Source organism: Treponema saccharophilum DSM 2985 (genome assembly GCF_000255555.1).
In the GTDB taxonomy this organism is placed as follows: domain Bacteria; phylum Spirochaetota; class Spirochaetia; order Treponematales; family Treponemataceae; genus Treponema_D; species Treponema_D saccharophilum.
The window spans coordinates 164,301-183,804 of sequence record NZ_AGRW01000055.1; the positions used below are offsets into that span (position 1 = coordinate 164,301).

Here is a 19,504-nt window from a genome sequence, read left to right on the forward strand (position 1 = left end):
ACAGTTACGGAGGAAATCAAATGTCGCAAAAACAAAAATCCCCGCTCTCACGCCTCTTGGCTTATGCGGGAAATTACAAAGCCCTCACCATTATCGGGCTTTTTCTTTCGGCTGTGGCGCAGGTCGCTGGAATGGTGCCGTTCATCTCTGTGTGGCTGGTCGTGCGGGACTTAATCAGCGTGGCTCCGAATTTTGGCGAGGCGCACGACATTATCCGCTACGGCTGGATTGCGTTTGCTTCTGCAACTGGCGGAATCCTCATCTATTTTTTTGCGCTCATGTGCACTCATCTTGCGGCGTTCAGGACTGCCTCGAACATCAGAAAGCAGGGAATCGCCCATTTGATGAAGACCTCGTTCGGATTTTTCGATTCGAACGGCTCCGGGCTTTTGCGCAACAAACTCGACAACGGAGCGAGCGAAACGGAAACGCTTCTTGCGCACAATCTTGCGGACATCTCCGGAACGGCGGCAATGTTCATTTCCACAGTCGTTTTGATGTTCGTCTTCGACTGGAAAATGGGAGCAGCCTGTCTTCTTTCGGTTGTGATTTCAATTCTTATGCTCTGCACGATGATGGGCGGAAAAAACGCGAAGCTCATGCTGATTTACCAAGGCGCACAGGACGAAATGGCAAAGGCGGGAACTGAATACGTCCGCGGAATCCCTGTCGTAAAAGTCTTTCAGCAGACCGTTTATTCGTTCCGCTCTTTTAAGGAATCAATCGAAAAATACAGCAAACGCGCGGAAGAATACACAGACGGAGTTTGCCGGCTTCCTCAGTCGGTGAACCTGACCGTTACGGAAGGCGTTTTCATTTTTTTGATTCCGGCTGCCCTTCTGATTGCCCCAAAAGCACTTTCAGGCGGAACTTTTGCTGAATTTTTGACGGATTTTGCTTTTTATGCCGTCTTCAGCGCAATCATTTCCACTGCCCTTGCCAGAATCATGTTCGCTTCAAGCGGCACTCTTCTTGCGAAAACCGCCCTTGCTCGAATTGACACGGTGATGAACGCTCCGGTTTTGCCACAGAGCGAAAACCCGAAAGTGCCAAACGACAACAGCATTGAATTCGAGAATGTGACCTTTACCTACGACGGAAGCGAAAGTCCAGCCCTTTCAAATGTCTCGTTCAAAGCCCAGAGCGGCGAGACTATCGCCTTGGTTGGAGAAAGCGGCGGCGGAAAAACGACTCTCGCAAGCCTTATCCCGCGCTTTTGGGATGTTCAGGGCGGTGAAGTAAAAATCGGCGGCGTGAATGTTAAGGAAATCAGCCAGAAAGTTTTGATGGAAAAGATTTCGTTCGTCTTCCAGAACTCACGCCTTTTTAAGACTTCGATTTTCGAAAACGTGCGTGTTGCCCGGCCAAATGCAAGCCGTGAGGAAGTGCTTCTGGCGTTAAAAGAAGCGCAGTGCGAGGACATCATCAAAAATCTTCCTGACGGAATCGACACCGTAATCGGAAGCAAGGGAACATATCTTTCAGGCGGAGAGCAGCAGCGGATTGCACTTGCCAGAGCCATCTTGAAGGACGCGCCTATTGTCGTTCTTGACGAAGCAACGGCATTTGCCGACCCGGAAAACGAAGAGCTGATTCATGCGGCTCTAAAAAGGCTGACCAAAGGAAAAACCGTCGTGATGATTGCGCACCGGCTTTCCACGGTCGTTGGGGCAGACAAAATCCTCGTTCTTGCAGGCGGAAAAATAATCGAAAGCGGCACGCACGAAGAACTCAAAAACGCAGGCGGAACTTACGCAAAAATGTGGGCGGACTACAACAAAGCCGCAGAATGGAAAATCGAAAACGCTTTGTCAGAATTTTGACTTCTAGTGTCATTCCGAACTTAATTCGGAATCTATGCACGCTGAAGACATGGATGCTGAATCAAGTTCAGCATGACACCAAGAAAAACATCAAAATCAATCGTTTTTACAGACATAGCCATTAAAAAGGAGACAGAAAAATGTTCGGGGAAAAATTCAAAAGAAAATACGCGCTTTCAGACAAAGGCGTTTCAAACACAAAAAGAGGGATGTTCTGGACGATTATCGTGAACCTTGTCGTCATGGGCGGAATGGGAATCCTCTATTTTCTGATGGAAGGATTTATGAAAGCCCATACAGGTGGCGAAGCTCTTCCAAAACCGGCATTTTTCCTTGCGCTGATTCTGGGATTCGTCGTCCTCTCGCTTTTGACGCACATTCAGCAGTACCGTTCGACTTACGGCCTGGTTTACGACGAAATCAAGGACATGAGAATCGGGATTGCCGAGCGGCTCCGAAAGCTGCCCCTTTCGTTTTTCGGAAAGCGTGATTTGGCGGATTTGACAGAGACGATTATGAGCGACGTGAACCGCATGGAGCATGTCTGGTCGCACGTCTTAGGCTATCTCTACGGCTCCTATGTTTCGACTGCGATTGTTGCGGTCATGCTTGCCGTTTTTGACTGGCGGCTTATGATTTCATGCCTCTGGGGAGTTCCGGTTGCGTTTGCACTTTTGTTTGGCTCTCGAAAAATGGCAAAGCGGAATGCTGAAAAAACAAAAAAAGCGAGCCTTGCCGTCTCCGACACCATGCAGGAAACAATCGAAAATCTCCGGGAAATCCACGCGACAAACCAGGAAGAAAAATTCCTTTCAGAAGTGGACAGGACGATTGATTTTCAGGAAAAGACGCTGATTTCTGGCGAGCTTGCCACAGGAATCTTCGTGAACGCGGCGAGCGTCATCATGCGTCTCGGTGTCGCCACGACGATTCTCACAGGCGCGAATCTCATCCTTTCCGGGCAAGTTGATTTTATGACGCTCTTCATGTTCCTGCTCGTGATTACGCGAGTGTACGCTCCTTTTGACCAGAGCCTTGCCCTGATTGCGGAAGTGTTCATGTCGGAAGTGTCGGCCGAGCGTCTCATGGAAATCTACGACACAAAAACTGCCGGCGGAAAAAGTGAATTCAAGCCAGCCGGTCACAACATCGTTTTTGACAATGTTTCATTCTCCTATTCCGACGGAAAAGTTCTGGACGGCGTTTCGTTCACCGCAAAGGAAGGCGAAGTCACCGCTCTCGTTGGAGAAAGCGGAAGCGGAAAATCAACCTGCGCACGGCTTGCAGCACGACTTTGGGACGCGGACAGCGGAAAAATCACCGTGGGCGGAATCGACATAGACACAATCGAACCAGAAACGCTTTTGACAGATTACTCGATGGTCTTTCAGGACGTAGTTCTTTTTGACGACACCGTTATGGAAAACATTAGGCTCGGAAAACACGGCGCGACGGACGAAGAAGTCATGCAGGCGGCTCGGGCTGCAAACTGCGACGAGTTCGTGCAGAAACTTAGCGACGGCTACAACACAAAAATCGGCGAGAATGGCACCAAACTTTCAGGCGGCGAGCGGCAGAGAATCTCAATCGCCCGCGCCCTTCTCAAAAACGCGCCGATTGTACTTTTGGACGAAGCCACCGCCTCCCTTGATGTTGAAAACGAAAGCAAAGTGCAGTCGGCGCTTTCACGCCTCTTGAAAGGCAAAACCGTCCTCGTCATCGCCCACCGAATGCGCACCGTAGAAAACGCGGACAAAATCGTAGTCTTGAAAGATGGAAAAGTCGCCGAACAAGGAAGCCCAAGCCAGTTGAAAGCAAAAGAAGGTTCGCTTTTCGTAAAAATGCACGACTTGCAGGCAAAAGAAGCCAGGTGGAGCGTGTAGGGAAGTCCTGAAAAGATTAAAAAAATACGCCAGCCCCCAATCAAGGAACTGGCGTATATTCCCATCACAATGATTTTGCGTTAGCAAAATCGAATCCGTGTGGCAATATTAGCTAAAATTCAGAAACTAGCACCCTCACGGTCGTTTTTGATTCACCGTAAGTCCAGATATTCTTTTTAGTTCATTAACAAAGTAGCTGGATTCTTCTTTTACATGAGCAATATACAAATTATCTTTTGCACGGGTCATAGCGACATAGAACAAGCGTCGTTCTTCCTGATATAAATCTTTTTTCTCCTCGTCTTCCTCAATATCGTATGGTGCGACGTGCGGAATAAAATGGTCGTTGACATCAAGTATAATTACATTCTTGAATTCTAGACCTTTCGCACTATGAATCGTAGACAATGTTAATAAAGATTCTTTATTGGGATTTTCACTGCAATCTTTGATTTTATCTTTTAAAAACGTGCGATAATTTCCAAATTCGGAAATATGCTTAATATGGTTTGCTAGATTTTTCAAAACACTATAAGCCATTTCATCTTTATTTTCTGTAATTTCATGTATGTATTCAACCACATCAGCAGGTTTGTCAGCAATTTGAGCTATATATTCTATGTGGTCTGCAAATTTATATCCCTTACGATTATAACTGCCACATATAGCCTCAAGGACTGTTTTTCTCGTATTTCTAGCGTACTTTGCTATGTTCTGCGCAGCTTCTTTTTTGTATTTTGCATCAGGAATTTTATAATATATTTTTAAGAAAGTTTCCGTATCATACGGATTCGTTGCAAGTTTTATGAAATTATCAACATCAGAAACAAATTTATTCGTGAAGAATGTCGTTGAATTTTGAAGCAATCGAAACGGAATATTATTCTCAAAAAGCATTGCAATTAGACAGATTCCACAATCAGAATCGCGATACAATATTGCAGTGTCTTCATTAATATTACAGCAAAAACGAGAATAGATTTTTTGATATTCCTCATCACGATTGTTATACGAAATCAGTTTTACACTACCGCCTTTGCCTCTGCTCGAAATAATAGATTTTTTATGTCGCATGGAATTTCTTGCGACGAACCGATTCGCCAAGTCTGTAATTTCACTATTCGAGCGATAATTCACCTCCATCCGCAAAATATACGGATTGCGGTATATATTTTCAAAATTCGTCAATGCTCTAGGAAATGCACCTCTAAATGAATAAATGCTTTGGTCTTCGTCACCTACCATAAAAATATGGTCACCAGAGATTAAGTGCAGTAATTCATGCTGTTTTTTTGAAGTATCCTGAGCCTCATCTACGCATATATAAGGGTATCTATTCTTGCAATAATTCAATATTTCAAGGTGCTTTTTCAAAACACTGACGGCATAACGAATTTGGTCATCAAAATCCATTCTTTTTATATTCTTCAAACTATCGTTGTACCGTTCATAAATCTGCTTAAAATTTGGAACTAGCGATTTCATAGATTCAATATCAATGCCGTTTTTCATTCGTGTTATATCGACCGAAAGCTGTTTTATTACATCTTCCGTTGGAAATTCTTTATCAGTATTTATTTCGAGGAATATAGCACGTAACAACTTTGTCCTATCATTTTCGTCTATTATGCCGAACATCTTTTTTTTACTAAAAGACGAATTTTCGTAATATTTCAGTACTTCATAAGAGAAAGCATTTATTGTCTTAAAACTTACACCTTTTACAATATCACCAAATAAATCGACAGCACGCTTTTTCATTTCACTGGCCGCTTTCGTTGTATAAGTCAATGCCAAAATTGATAGAGGAGAAATGTGCCTGCAAATCACCATATATCCAATGCGAGCGATAAGAACTGTTGTCTTACCACTGCCTGGTACAGCAAGTAGCAGGTTTGCTCCGGTTACAGTTTGTACAGCTCTTTCTTGTTGAGGGTTAAGAGTAATATTGTATTTTTTCTTAAAATCTAAATATGCTATATTCTGTTTTAAATCTTTATGTTCAGGATTTGGATAATTTCCGTTTGAATCTTTTAAACTCGCCAAGAAATCAGAAACAGACACCTTTTTTGCAAGAAAATTTTCAAAACCCTTCTCAGATATTTTTTTTATGCGCCACAATTCGCTTTCTGAAATCTGAAAATACACTTCTACGCCATCAAATCTATCTGCGTCCGTAAAAGTGTCGAAAGTATGTTTCGGCTGATTCCAAATAACATTGATATCATCATTCTCTTCATTGACTGAAAATTTTACATCTTGATAATCGAAAACCCAAATTACTTTGTTGCCCAATTCAGAATAAAATGAATTGCGATTTGAAAATTTTTCAGAACTCAAAGGACTATGCTGAAACTCCAATACTGTTCGGAGAACCATAACATCAGCACGATGCTTTATTTCTCCTAAAGTTAGACAGATTTCTTGATTATCTATAGGAAATTTTTCCTGCCATTTTCTATGCCAATCAGAATCATTAGCAATACGGTCATAACTCCATGAATCGCTGCATAATGCATATTTTTCATGGGCAAAATGGTGTCGGCGTACATCACCTTTTCGAACAACAAGAGGACTTTTACAATATGGACAGAAATATTTTTCTCTTATCACACAATCATCAATATGAACTCTCGAAAAATTACTATCAAATGCAATATACACAAACAACCTCCCTGTATTTCAATCAGAACCTATAAAACAAAAAACGCCAGCCCCCAATCGAGAAACTGGCGCACATTCTGCCGCTGTGTTGGTTTCGACTGCGCTCAACCACCACCATCTATGATTTTCCGTTCTTTTCTTTTGAAAGAAAAGTAAAAATGGGCATTTTCGCTATCTCATTCTTCAGAAGAAATTCTGCTTCAATAACTGAGAAAGCTTGTAATGCCGCATTATATTTGAAAATCGTATCGTTGCTGTCAAAAATCTGCTCCAGCTTCGGCAAAAGAGAAATCCGCTTTTTTATGGAATCATAATTCCTTGAAGACTCTATGTGGCTTGCAGAAATACCGCCAGATTCCAAAAGATTGTAAATTTTTTCCGCTGCGAGTTTTAGTCGTGGCAAATCTGTCAAATGCTGTAATCCGGCAATGTGAAAAAAATGTGACTTCTGAAATTCCACATTCAAAGTAATATTCTTGTTTTTCCGCCCACGAATGAACTCATATTCAATATCAAGCAATTTTGCAAAGGCATTTTGAGCAGCAAGAATATCAAACAAATCTTTCCTCCATAAAAAAAGCCCTGCGCCATTCGCAGAGCCTTTGTTCCGTTTTCGTTCGGCTTTCGCCTAGTTCAGATGAGGTCTACGGAAAACCCTTCAGAGGCTGGCAGAATACTGCTTCTGAACACAATACGCTGCTTTCGCCTAACAGACACTCAAGTTGCCTGCCGCCTTGAATGGCAAGGACTTATTGCATCAATATACGATAAGCCCCTGCAAAAAATCAAGTGCGGCTATTCATTGAACTCGCTGACGAGAGCGCTGACCGTAGCCTTCGCGTCGCCGTAAATCATGACCGTGTTGTCGTTAGTGAAGAGCGGGTTCTCGACACCGGAGAATCCCGTACCCTTTCCGCGCTTCAATACGAATACTGTGCGAGCCTCGTGCGCGTTGACAATCGGCATGCCGTAGAGTGGTGAGCTTTCGTCGTTGATAGCGTCCGGGTTTACGACGTCGTTCGCGCCGATGACGATTGCGACATCAACGTTGCTCATCTGCGGGTTCATCTCGTCGGCAGTCTTGAGCTGCTCGTACGGAACATTCGCCTCAGCAAGCAAAACGTTCATGTGGCCAGGCATACGACCAGCGACCGGGTGAATCGCGAAGTTCACTTCCGCGCCGTTTTCCTCAAGCTTGTCGCAGAGTTCCTTGACGGCGTGCTGAGCCTGAGCAACAGCCATACCGTATCCCGGAACGAACACGACGTTCTTCGCGGCTTCGAGAATCATGTAAGCATCCTCGACAGACATTGCCTTCGGTTCCTTTGCAGGACCCGCCGCGCCCTTCTTCTTCTGACCGCCGAAGCTCTTGAAGAGGAGTGAGCCGAATGTGCGGTTCATAGCCTTACACATAATCAAGGTGAGGATGAGACCAGAAGCACCGACGAGACAGCCGGAAACGACGAGAACCGTGTTGTTGATTGCGAAACCGGCGAATGCCGCAGCCAAACCGGACAAAGCGTTCAAGAAAGAGATGATAACCGGCATATCACCGCCACCAATCGGGATGACCATCGTGAATCCCAAGAGGAGGAAGATTGCCGTGCAGGCGATGACGCCGCATTTCTCGATTTCAGCGAATCCGAACGGATTTTCAGCGGTGAAGAATGAATACGCAACGATTGAAGCAAGACCGAGAACGCACAAAACTCCGTTCACAGCGTTCTTCGCGGGGATGACCCAACCCTTGAACGTCATTTTTCCGCTCAATTTGCCCCATGCGACCAAAGAACCTGTGAACGCGACAGCACCGATTGCGATTGTAAGACCGAGCGAGACCGCAGAGAAGTAATCTCCCTTTGCCGCGGCGATGTACTGCGTCAAAGCGACGAGGAGCGAGGACAAACCGCCGAAACCGTTGAACAAAGCGACCAATTCCGGCATTCCGGTCATCTGGACTTTCTTGGACCAGATTGCGCCGATGATAGTTCCAATCAAAACCGCGACGATAATCCAGCAGTAGCCGTTTGAAAGAAGCGGGTTTCCGCCCCACGTTGCGGCATCCGTAGAGAATGCGCTCATGACGTCTTTCTGAATAAGAACCGTCACGCACGCAATCAGCATACCGACCGCTGAATACGCGTTGCCTTTTCGGGCTGTATCAGTCTTTCCGAGGAGTTTGATGCCGCGGATGAAGAAGATACAAGAAATCATGTAAAGAATTTTTATCAATGTGTCGTTCATTTTTTTCTTCCTCCAGACTTATTTCTTAGAGTCCTTTTTCTTGAACATACCAAGCATGCGGTCTGTGACCATGTAACCGCCGATGACGTTGATAGTCGCGAAAACGATGGCGAGGAAGCCCAGAACGGCTCCGACTTTTCCGCCGATTTTGACGGCTGCAGCCGTGATTGAGATTGCGCCGACAACGGTGATTCCGGAAATAGCGTTCGTTCCTGACATCAACGGCGTGTGCAGCTGTGAGGGAACCTTTGCAATCAGCTCCAATCCGAGGAATGCAGCGATTACAAAAACGAAAATAAGCATTATGTCCATAATTTTCTCCAATTTGTCACCCTGAACTTTTTTCAGGGTCTGTTTTCAAGAGATTCCGACGAAATCTTTCGGAATGACAGCGCGTTTTATGCCTTGAACCTCTCATGAATAATCTGACCGCCCTGCGTGAGGAGGCAGCCCTTCATGATGTCGTCTTCCATGTTGACGTTGAATTCCTTCGCTTCCTTGTTGTAGAAACCGGCGTGCGTGAGGAAAGCCGTGATGTTTCCGGAGAACATCTTCGATGCGTCGTACGGAACCTGGCGCTCGAGCAAGTCGCCCGACATAATCGTGACGCCGTTCTCGGTGACGACATTCTCGAAAAGCTTGGAGCCTTCGACGTTTCCGCCTGTCGAAACAGCCATATCGACTACGATTGAGCCGGGCATCATGCGGTCGAGGACAGCTTTTTCGATAAGGCGCGGAGCCTTGCGGCCGAAGACCTTCGCAGTCGTGATGACGATGTTCGCCTTCTCGCAGACTTTTGCCTGAGCTTCCTTCTGCTTCGCAATCTGCTCCGGAGTAAGCTCCTTCGCGTATCCCTGCGACGTCTGTCCCATCTCGCCGAGGTCGATTTTGACGAATGATGCGCCGAGCGATTTTACCTGCTCCTCGACGACGGGGCGCGTGTCGAATGCGTCAACGCGCGCGCCAAGGCGTTTTGCCGTAGCGATTGCCTGAAGACCTGCGACGCCGACACCAATAATGAAAACGCGCGCCGGGTTGATTGTTCCCGCCGGAGTGACCATCATCGGAAGAATTTTCGGAAGTTTTGCAGCCGCATTGACGACAGCGACGTATCCTGCCAAAGAAGTCTGCGATGACTGGACATCCATCTTCTGGGCGAGGGTAGTGCGGGGAATCATCTCAAGAGAGACCGCCTGAATTCCGGCTTTCGCGAAATCGTTGAGAAGGTCCTTCTCGTTGAACGGATCCATGTAGCTGAGATGGAGGGTTCCTGCCTTCATCCCCGAAACGGATTCGGGCTTCATAATGCGCACGACGATTTCGGAATCGGCATAAGCGTCCTCTTCCTTTGCAACGATAGTCGCACCGGCTTTCGTGTACGCCTCGTCGGAAAAACCGCTTTTTACGCCCGCACCAGAGACAACCTTGAACTCGAATCCCATCGACACGAGTTTTTTCACGTCGTCAGGAATCAGCGCAACGCGTGTCTCGCGCTCGTCTTTTTCCTTGCAGACCAAAACTTTCTTCATAGTTTCTACTCCTTTAAGAATGGTGCCCCCTATTTTAGAGGTAGGCAAAATTTTTACAATAAGGAAAGCAATAGAATTGCGCTTCTTCGTAAAAAAAACGACATGTTTTGAATAGTTCCGACATTTTTTTTCAGTTATAATTGTTAGTTATAGCTAACATCTTCTCAGAATCGGAATACCGTGCTAAAATTCAAGGCGATTTTCAAAAGACCTGCTCCGGAGGCTGATTTCCGGGGCGGGAAAATGGCAAAAACAGGAGGCTTTTATGAAATCGTATTTCGATTTGAAGGGGCAGGTTGCCGTCGTTACGGGATGCTCGACTGGTCTTGGCGTTCAGATGGCGAAGGCGCTGGCGAATCAGGGCGCAAAAATAGTCGCGATTGCCCGCCGCAAGGAATTGATTGAAGCCGTCGCGAAGGAGATTGCCGACGAGTTCGGCGTCGAAACGCTTGCCGTCCAGTGCGACATAACGAACACGGAGCGCGTGAATGAAGCCGTCGATGCGATTGTCGCGAAATTCGGCAGAATAGACATACTCATAAACAACGCCGGAACGGGAGCCGTCGCTCCTGCCGAGGATATAACAGACGACCAGTTCAACGGCGAGCTGAATGTTGACCTCGGCGGAACGTTCAAGATGGCTCGCGCCGTCGCAAAAAAGGCGATGATTCCCGCGAAATACGGCCGCATCATAAACATCGCGTCGATGTACGGCCTTGTCGGGAACAAAGTCGCGCCGTGTTCCCCGTACCACGCGGCGAAGGGCGGCGTCGTGAACCTTACGCGCGGGCTTGCTTCCGAATGGGGAAAATACAACATCAACGTGAACGCGATTTGCCCGGGCTATTTCTACAGCCCGCTTACGAAGGAGACGCTCGACTCCGATTTCTTCCAGCAGAACGCGCGCACGATGATTCCGCTTTCGAGGTACGGAAACGAGGGCGAGCTTGATACCGCCGCGATTTTCCTTTCAAGCCCCGCGTCCGGCTACGTGACGGGCGTCATACTTCCCGTCGACGGCGGCTACACTGCGATGTAAGGCGGAACGCGTTTGTCGTTTTTGGCTGAATTCTTTCGGCGCTGATTAGACCTGTTCGATAACTTCGTTTATCGCTCAGGTCGACGAGTTCAAAAGCGCGCAAATGGCACGTTTTGAGCATCGCATTTTTAGGTAACCTGTTCTGAAACTGAGTTTTCCGAACAGGTTTATTTTTTTGCGCCGATTTTTATTTACGGTTCCTTCTGGAGCGATGACGTTGCGGTCAAAAATCAGTCGTTTGTTTTCTATTTTATAAATGCAAATAATGCTAGAATGGAACCGCTTACGCAGTTTTTGCTGCGCTTGCAAATACCGTTGATTTATGGAGAGCATAAGATGAAAAAATTCATGGACGAGAATTTCCTTCTCGACACACCGACAGCTCAGAAACTGTTCGCAGCTTGCAAAGACGAGCCGCTTTGGGACTACCACTGCCATCTTCCGCCGGAGCAGATTGCGAACAACAAGCAGTTCAAGAACCTCACTGAAATCTGGCTCGGAGGCGACCACTACAAGTGGAGACAGATGAGAACCTACGGAATCACAGAGGACTACATCACAGGCGACAAACCTGACTACGAGAAGTTCCTCAAGTGGGCGGAGACAATCGAGCACCTCATCGGAAATCCTCTCTACCACTGGACGCACCTTGAGCTCCAGAGATACTTCGGAATCACTGAGCCTCTCACTGTTGAGTCTGCCCCACGCATCTGGAAAAAGGCTAACGCGATTCTCCAGACAGAGGATTTGAGCGTGAAGGGAATCTTCAAGAATTTTCACGTCTACGCAGTCGGAACTACTGACGACCCAATCGACTCGCTCGAATACCACAAGGCAATCGCCGCTGGAACAGCCCCAATCGGCAAAATCGAGACGAAAGTGCGCCCGTCATACAGACCTGACAAGGCAATCAACATCAATCTCCCTACATACAAGGACTACATCAAGAAGCTCTCAGAAGTCAGCGGTATCGACATCAAGACATCCGACGACGTCATCAAGGCCCTCATCAAGAGACTCGACTTCTTCATCGAGAACGGCTGCAAAGCGTCGGACCACGCGCTTGAGTATCCGCCGTGCAAGGTCGACACAGACGCGAACATCGACGCTGTCGTCGCGCGCGCATTGAAGGGCGAAGTGATTTCAGAAGCCGAAGCCGAAGCCTACAAGACGAAGGTTCTCGTCGCTCTCGGACGCGCATACGCTGAGCGCGGAATCGTGCAGCAGTGGCACATGAACGCAATCCGCGACAACAACAAGGCAATGTTCAAGAAGCTCGGTCCTGACACTGGATTCGACGGAAGCCACGACAAGCCGATGGCTGAGAACCTCGCGGGCCTCCTCTCGCTCATCGAGGCCGCCGGCGGCACACCGAAGACGATTCTCTACACATTGAACCCGAAAGACTACTACTCAATCGGAACAATCATGGGCTGCTTCCAGGGCGGCGGAATCAAGGGCAAAATCCAGATGGGCTCAGGCTGGTGGTTCTGCGACCACAAGGACGGAATGGAGCAGCAGATAAAGGTTCTCGGAAACCTCGGCATGATTCCGGCCTTCGTCGGAATGCTCACGGACTCCCGCTCGTTCCTCTCATACTCAAGGCACGAGTACTTCAGGAGAATCCTCTGCAACATCATCGGAACTTGGGTCGAGAACGGCGAATACCCGAACGACGAAAAGATGCTCACGAAAATCGTGAAGGACATCTCGTTCGGCAACGCTTTGAACTACTTCGGCGCATAAACGCTTGATTTTTCTTTGCAGGACGCGGCAGAAATGCCGCGTTTTTTTTGTTGCGCCGGATTTTTCGGAACGGCAAGATTTGTTTTTTTTCGTTTGAAAATATGGGCTTTTGAACTTAAAATACTTTTTAAGCATTAGGGGCTTTGCATTAAAGTAAATTAACTAAAAAGTTGTCATCAAAAACTCGTTCCGCAACCTAAAAAACGGGATGCGGAATCCGTTCAGCATGGCAACATTTTTTTTGTTGATTCACTCTGAAGTCGTGGCTTTTTCGTGAAGATTTTTAAGGAAGATACTATGAGACGACTGAAATCATTGTTATGCGTTTTTCCGCTGCTCTTTTTTGCATGGGGATGCAAGAACGACGCTGCTGACGGCGACTTCGAGCTTTCGAAAACAAAGACGCTTGCGACTCCGAAGAATTTCACCGCAGTTTACGACCCCGTGAACAACGTGACGAATTTCACTTGGGAGGAAGTTCCGTCTGCGACTGGATATTCCGTCATGGAATCCGTGAACGGAAAAATCTCGGATGCGGTGAAAATCATCCCCGCGGCAACGGGAACGAGCGGAACCGTCATCGGGTATTCGGCAAAAATCCAGTCGTTCAGCTATTGGCTCATCGCGTACAACGATTCCGAGGAAAGCGAGATTACCGAATGCCGACAAATCGTCACTTCCGCGCCCAAACTTGCGATTTCCGCGGCTTCGTGCAACGAAAGCGGTGTCGTGAGCCTTGAGTGGACTGCCGCCGAGGGCGTTTCCGGCTACCGCGTGTCGTATAAAAATACGGGGGGGGGTATATCTGAATGGACTGAATTCGACCAGACGCTGAGCGCGAACGTGGATGCTGGCGAGACGTATTCCGCGGCCGTCACATTGGCGGCGTACGCCCCGAGCATCGATTACCGCGTCCGTGCCGTAAAAGGCTCCGCGTCCGATGAAACCGAGTGGAGCGAGCCAAAAACAGTCCAGATAAACCTTTTCCCGCCGAGAAACATCGGCGCCGAATCGACAGGAACGTACGGAGAGGCAAAAATCGTCTGGGACAAAATCGACGGCGTGACATACAACGTCTACAAATCGCTCGGAACCGACGGCGAGAAAACGCTTCTTTCGTCGGAAATCGGCAATCCCGCGAGCGGAAATCCGAACTTCACGGCGCAGGATCTCACAAAGGGAACGTGGTATTTCTGGGTCGAAAGCTGCGTTGACGGAAACAAAAAATGCTCGACGGAAGGCGCCGCCTACACCGTAAAAATCCCCGCGCCCAAGAACATCAGGATTACGGAACGGACGGAAACGTCGCTCACGGTTTCGTGGGATGTAGTTTCGTACCATGATATAGCGACCAATTCCGACAAAACTGCTGACTGCTACAAAGTCAGCGTCTATGATGATACGGGAGCGACGCTCGTCTCCGAAAATTCAACAAATTCACTTTCTATGGGTCGCTCCTCATTGCAAGCCGGAACGACATATCTTGTCAGGGTTGTCGGGTATGAAAGTTCCGCGATGACCGAAGCCGAGGAAGGCGAGATTCCGTCATGGGTCGAGGCGAAGACGCTTATCGCGAAACCAGAATTTTCAAGCGAACATACATGGTTCTCGTCAGATTACGCGTATATCGGCTGGAATGCCGTGAAGGGTGCCTCGTCTTATGAGGTTGCGTATTCCGGTTCTGATGGCGACAGCGCGTATGTGGAATCGCTTCCGTCAGACAACAAAGGATTTACGACGGACACGCAAATTTCGTTGACGGGGCTCGATATCGATACTGTCTATTATTATTGGGTTCGCGCGATTGACGGCGATTACAAAACTGAATGGACAGCCGGAAGCGGCAGGACTGCTTCTGTTCCGACGAACATTGCAGTTGTTGAGACATCGACAGGATATTCCGTGACGTGGGATGTGCGCGGAAGCGCGACGAAATTCCGCGTCAGCTACTGCACATCCGCCACGAACGGTTCCGTCGATACTACGACAAAGCAGACTTTGACGCCCGTCGAGAATACGCATTCTTGCGATGTTTCTTCGATAATAAACAACCGCACTGATGGTACAATCTATTATTACTTTACCGTTGAAGCCTATAATTCGTATGACGGCTCGTGGGTGCAGGGAAGCGATTCAGAAGGATACGGCTATGTCACCTACGGTTTGCAGTATGGAGAGATGTCTCAGCTGCCGTCCGGAGCGACTTATGTCTCTACGCGAACTTACTTCAATACGACAAATTTCACAAGAACGTTTATAGCATCTTCGACGACGACAACAAAATGCTTCTACTTCAAGGCAACGAAAGGCAAGCGATACACAATCTATTATGCGGACATGGATGTATATACGACATTTACGTCATCTTCAAAAGCTGACATGGAATTCACCTATTACTACGCGGGAAACAGCAACTCGAATTTCATTGACAGAAGAGCATCAGATACTTTTACGTGCGAGTACGACGCGTATATCGTCGTGGAATGCAAGAAATACAGCAGGTCGACTTCCGGATATTTCGGTATTCAGGTCGTTGAGAGCAACTAGGGCGGGGGCGTTATGAGAAGAGGAACAAAAGGAATCTGCTTTATGAGAAAACCTATTTTTGCCGCGCTCCTTGTCTTTCTGTGCGCGGGCGCGTTTGCAAAGTCGAAGTCGCTCGACGAGGTGATTGCCGATGCCGCGGCAAAATTCAGCACGAAAATCGGCGACGAGAAGGTGAACGTCAGGATAGACAAAATCGACACGCGCGATGATAACAACAATTTCAGCGCCGACCTTTCGTCTTATGTCTCGCGCACGCTTCTCGTCAAGCTTACCGACAGCGACAACATCGATGTCGTCGAGCGCGAGAACGACAACATAATCGAGCAGGAGCGCAACTACCAGCAGGCGGGCAACGTCCGAGACGAGGACTGGGCGGAGCTCGGCGCGGAATTCGGCGCGCAGTATTCGATTTACGGCGACGGAAAACCGAAAGCGAGCGGCTACGTCATAAACCTCAAGATGACGAACATCGAGACGAAGAAAATCATCTCTTTTCAGGGCGTGGTGAGCCTGCGCGACAAGGATTTGCGCAACATGCTCTCAAAAGCGGTTGCGGCGGGCGCGGGAACGTCTGCAAAAAAAGCGAAATCCGCGACAAGCCGAAAAATGCCCGCGCATCCGATGACCGTTGCCGCTTCTGGCGGACTTTCCGTGGGCACGCGGCTGAACGGCTCGTATTATGATGAACTTCGCGACAAGTATTCCGACAAGGGCGGGCAGTCGAGCATTTCGTCAGGGATGTATCACATTCAGGAGTCGGAATACGTCTCGCTGACGGGGCGTGCGATTTTCAATTACCGGCTTTGGCACGGCTTCGGGGTGGAGACGGGCGCGGAACTTTTCAACGGCGGCGGGGAAATCATCATCGAGCGCGACGGGAACAGATTCTACGCGGAGAAAGTCAAGATTGTCGCGCTCGACGTTCCGGTGTGCCTTTCGTTCCAGTTCAAATTGTTCAGGACGTCGCTCAAGACAATCGCGGGGCTGAATCTTTCCGTTCCGCTTTCCTGCACCTACGTCTACCGCGGAAACGGCACCGGCGAGAAAATCGACGTTCATGTGGACAGCCCCGTCATTCCGGGGTTCGTGTTCGGGGTGGATTATATGATTCCGCTCGGCAGAAAATTCGGGCTTGATTTTTCGTTCAAATTCGAGGGGGATTTTTTTCCGTATTCGGTCGAGCTTCCCTCGGAGAAAAGGGAGTTGAATGCACGCGGAAGCGTCGGGCTTATGGCGGGCATCTACTACATGCTGTAGGAGGAAGAGGATGAGAAAAGCGATAGTTGTTTTTGCGCTGCTGGCTTCCGCCGCATTGTGGTCGTGCGCACCTTTGAACGAGTCCGACATTTCCGACATTTCGATTCAGCTGCCGTCCGCGCCGTCGAACGTGCAGGCGACGACGACGAACGAATCCGCGATAACCGTTTCATGGAACGCCGTTTCCGGGGCGGACTACTACAATGTGTACCGCGGCGACAGCATATATTCGTTCGAGTCGTCCCCATCGTCAAAAGTATCCGGGACAACATACAGCGACACGAAGGCATATGCGGGAGACACCGTGCTCTACAAGGTCTCCGCTGTTTGCGGCGGCGTGGAAGGCGAGAAATCGTTTTCGGTTTATGGAACCAGAAAGCTGAAATACGGCGCGTGGAGCGATGTCGAGGCGTACGGTAACGCGTATCCGCTGGTGTATGATGAGACGGACGGGTCGCTTTACGATGTGTACCAGCTCGAGGCGGACTATCACGTCCTCTATTATTTCCCGGTAGTCGGCGGCGAGAAGTACACCGTGACGATATACGACAAGACGCGGAATCCGGAAGTTTTCGAGACGGACGACGATGAGGTCTATACTCCGGCAACGACGAGCGTGCGGTATTTTGCGGCGGGCGCGGACAAGGCGGGTTTTCCCTATCCGTATGTTTCGACGACAGTACAGGCGGCTTCGGGAAGCGAATTCACGTCGGAGATAACCGGCTACTACTGCCTGGAAGTCAGCGCGAGCACAGCCGGATGGTACATGGTCATTGTGGAGTGAGCGGGGGCGGATTATGAGAAAATTCATTTCGATACTTGCATGTGCGTTGCTTTGCTGCTCGTCGCTCGTGTCGTGCATGTCGCAGAAATTCCTCGACAACGCGGATTACGACGACATCGCGGGCGTTTACGACAGCATTTCGTTCAGGCTGTGGAAGGACAAGGACAAGTCGAACGCGCTCATCTATCTCATCAAGAACAGAAGGACTGACGAGGCGCTGTTCCTCATCGAGAACGATGTCTTCAAGCTCGATTACGCGAACAACCGCAAGGAAAACGCGCTTTCCGAATCTATCAAGACGGAGAATTCCGATGTCATAATCGCGCTGATGGAGCACGGCGCGCCGATTTCGAATTCCGGCATCGAGAATCCTGTGTTCATCGCGGTACGCACGGGAAATCCCACGATAATCGACACGCTCATAAAAAACGGCGCGAAATTGGATTCGCTCGACAAGGACGGGAACAACGCGCTCCATTACGTCGCGTTCTCGAAGAATACGTCGGCAATCGTCGAGTATCTCCTCCAGAAGAACATTCCGCTCGAGCACAAGAATTCTCGCGGCGAGACACCGCTTTATTACGCAATCAAGAACGCCAACACGACGGCGGCGGAAATATTGATAGGGAAGGGCGCGGACACCGATACTGCCGACATAAAGAACCAGAACATCTATTTTGCCGCCGTCGAATCCGGGAGCGTCGTCACGCTCGATTTCGTGAGCGGCCACAACGGCGTCGTCGATATAGTGAGCACGGAAAACAAAACGCCGCTGCTCCTCGCAATCGAGCAGAACAAACCGGAGATTGTCGAAAGCCTTTTGTACCACAAGGCTGACATCGAGCGCGAGACGACGACGGACATGTTCCCGCTTTGGTTCGCGTTCCGGAAATCGGACGGAAGCGACACGAGGTGCCTCAAGGTGCTCGCGGAAAACGGCGCGAACACCGCACGGAAAAGCAGTTCCGGCGAGACCGCGCTTGTTCGGAGCATCCTCGACGGGAACGACAGCCTCGCCAAATTCTTCATAGTGTGGCAGGGCGGAATCGACATTGCTGATTCCACGGGGAATTTTCCCGTCCAGTATGCCGTGCAGAAAAAGAATTACGCCGTCCTTTCCGACCTTATCGCGGCTGACGCGAATCTTGGCGTGCGGAGCAAAAACGGCTCGACGCTCCTCCATACCTGCGTCGAGCTTGGCGACAAGCAGATGCTCGACATGCTCCTCGACTCGAAGCGAATCGACGTCGATTACGCGGGCTCGTCGGGAACGACCGCTGCGATGCTTGCGTTCCAGCGCGGAAACCCTGACCTCGGAAACCATCTCATAAACCGAGGCGCCAACGTGTACGCCTCCGACAGCAGCGGGCGCACGCTCGCCGCGTACCGGAAAACGTATTACCAGAACCAGATTACGGCGGCGAACAACAAAATCGCGGCGAACAACAGCACGATTTCATCTTTGCAAAGCTCGAATTCGATTGCGCAGGGAAAAATCGCGTCGCTCCGCATCGAGCGCGACGCCGCCGACGCGCGGTACGAGGAGGCAAAGGAAGAATGCGACAGGCTGAAAAGCCGCGTCGACAGAATTGAGAGTGAAGTCCGCCACGCAAAAAGCCAGATGGATTATTGGGATTCGCGGGTCACGTACTGGACGAACGAATACAACGCTGCGACGTCGTCGACAGTACGGAACACATGCGCGAGCGGCCTGAGCACTGCGCGCTCCGCATACAACAGCGAGCGGAACACGTACAACTCGAAGAATTCCGAGTACATCCGCATGAGCGGCGAGTATCTTGGAAAGTCGATTGCGCTTATCGCGCTTCTGAACGCGTACAACAGCGTCGTGAAAAAGATAAAGGAGCAGGAAAATATCATAAGCTCCAACAATTCGACGATAAACCGTCTCAGCTCCGAGAACTCCACGCTTTCGGGGAACATAAAAATCTACGAGCGCGAGGCAAACCGCTACTAGAAGGGAGGCT

At 49.1% G+C, this 19,504-nt stretch carries 13 protein-coding genes; 8 read left to right on the forward strand and 5 right to left on the reverse strand.

Going from position 1 to position 19,504, the window contains the following annotated elements:
- The first annotated feature begins 20 nt into the window (after positions 1 to 20).
- Together TRESADRAFT_RS14590 and TRESADRAFT_RS16650 are read left to right on the forward strand one after the other, a co-directional pair.
- On the forward strand, positions 21 to 1,823 hold the full coding sequence (locus TRESADRAFT_RS14590; protein WP_002706739.1) for an ABC transporter ATP-binding protein: 1,803 nt from the start codon (positions 21 to 23) through the stop codon (positions 1,821 to 1,823).
- Positions 1,824 to 1,963: 140 nt separating this feature from the next.
- Positions 1,964 to 3,706 (forward strand): ABC transporter ATP-binding protein, encoded by a 1,743-nt coding sequence (locus tag TRESADRAFT_RS16650; protein WP_002706741.1) that lies wholly within the window; start codon positions 1,964 to 1,966, stop codon positions 3,704 to 3,706.
- Positions 3,707 to 3,841: 135 nt separating this feature from the next.
- Here the strand turns inward: TRESADRAFT_RS16650 and TRESADRAFT_RS14600 are convergent, their stop codons facing one another.
- The 5 genes from TRESADRAFT_RS14600 to TRESADRAFT_RS14620 form a co-directional block, all read right to left on the reverse strand.
- Positions 3,842 to 6,370 carry a competence protein CoiA family protein gene (locus tag TRESADRAFT_RS14600; RefSeq protein ID WP_002706743.1) on the reverse strand — a complete coding sequence of 843 codons (2,529 nt, stop codon included), beginning with the start codon at positions 6,368 to 6,370 and terminating at the stop codon, positions 3,842 to 3,844.
- A gap of 118 nt (positions 6,371 to 6,488) precedes the next feature.
- Complete coding sequence (locus TRESADRAFT_RS14605) at positions 6,489 to 6,929, reverse strand: PBECR4 domain-containing protein (RefSeq protein WP_002706745.1); 441 nt, start codon at positions 6,927 to 6,929, stop codon at positions 6,489 to 6,491.
- A 236-nt stretch (positions 6,930 to 7,165) separates the two neighbouring features.
- A complete protein-coding gene (locus TRESADRAFT_RS14610; protein WP_002706747.1) occupies positions 7,166 to 8,614 on the reverse strand; it encodes an NAD(P)(+) transhydrogenase (Re/Si-specific) subunit beta in 1,449 nt (482 codons plus the stop codon).
- 18 nt (positions 8,615 to 8,632) lie between these two features.
- Positions 8,633 to 8,926 (reverse strand): NAD(P) transhydrogenase subunit alpha part 2, encoded by a 294-nt coding sequence (locus tag TRESADRAFT_RS14615; RefSeq protein WP_002706748.1) that lies wholly within the window; start codon positions 8,924 to 8,926, stop codon positions 8,633 to 8,635.
- 86 nt (positions 8,927 to 9,012) lie between these two features.
- Positions 9,013 to 10,143, reverse strand: a complete 1,131-nt coding sequence (locus TRESADRAFT_RS14620) for an NAD(P) transhydrogenase subunit alpha (protein WP_002706749.1) — start codon at positions 10,141 to 10,143, stop codon at positions 9,013 to 9,015.
- A gap of 265 nt (positions 10,144 to 10,408) precedes the next feature.
- Here TRESADRAFT_RS14620 and TRESADRAFT_RS14625 point away from each other — a divergent pair, with 265 nt between their 5' ends.
- The 6 genes from TRESADRAFT_RS14625 to TRESADRAFT_RS14650 all read left to right on the forward strand — a co-directional run bounded on the left by TRESADRAFT_RS14625 (position 10,409) and on the right by TRESADRAFT_RS14650 (position 19,494).
- Positions 10,409 to 11,182, forward strand: coding sequence for an SDR family oxidoreductase (locus tag TRESADRAFT_RS14625; protein ID WP_002706750.1), 774 nt, complete (start codon positions 10,409 to 10,411; stop codon positions 11,180 to 11,182).
- Positions 11,183 to 11,518: 336 nt separating this feature from the next.
- A complete protein-coding gene (uxaC, locus tag TRESADRAFT_RS14630) occupies positions 11,519 to 12,928 on the forward strand; it encodes a glucuronate isomerase (protein WP_002706751.1) in 1,410 nt (469 codons plus the stop codon).
- 297 nt (positions 12,929 to 13,225) lie between these two features.
- Positions 13,226 to 15,475, forward strand: coding sequence for a fibronectin type III domain-containing protein (locus tag TRESADRAFT_RS14635; RefSeq protein WP_002706752.1), 2,250 nt, complete (start codon positions 13,226 to 13,228; stop codon positions 15,473 to 15,475).
- 42 nt (positions 15,476 to 15,517) lie between these two features.
- Complete coding sequence (locus TRESADRAFT_RS14640) at positions 15,518 to 16,732, forward strand: CsgG/HfaB family protein (RefSeq protein WP_002706753.1); 1,215 nt, start codon at positions 15,518 to 15,520, stop codon at positions 16,730 to 16,732.
- Positions 16,733 to 16,742: 10 nt separating this feature from the next.
- A complete protein-coding gene (locus tag TRESADRAFT_RS14645) occupies positions 16,743 to 17,516 on the forward strand; it encodes a fibronectin type III domain-containing protein (RefSeq protein WP_002706755.1) in 774 nt (257 codons plus the stop codon).
- 13 nt (positions 17,517 to 17,529) lie between these two features.
- Positions 17,530 to 19,494 carry an ankyrin repeat domain-containing protein gene (locus tag TRESADRAFT_RS14650; protein WP_002706757.1) on the forward strand — a complete coding sequence of 655 codons (1,965 nt, stop codon included), beginning with the start codon at positions 17,530 to 17,532 and terminating at the stop codon, positions 19,492 to 19,494.
- The last annotated feature ends 10 nt before the right edge of the window (positions 19,495 to 19,504 follow it).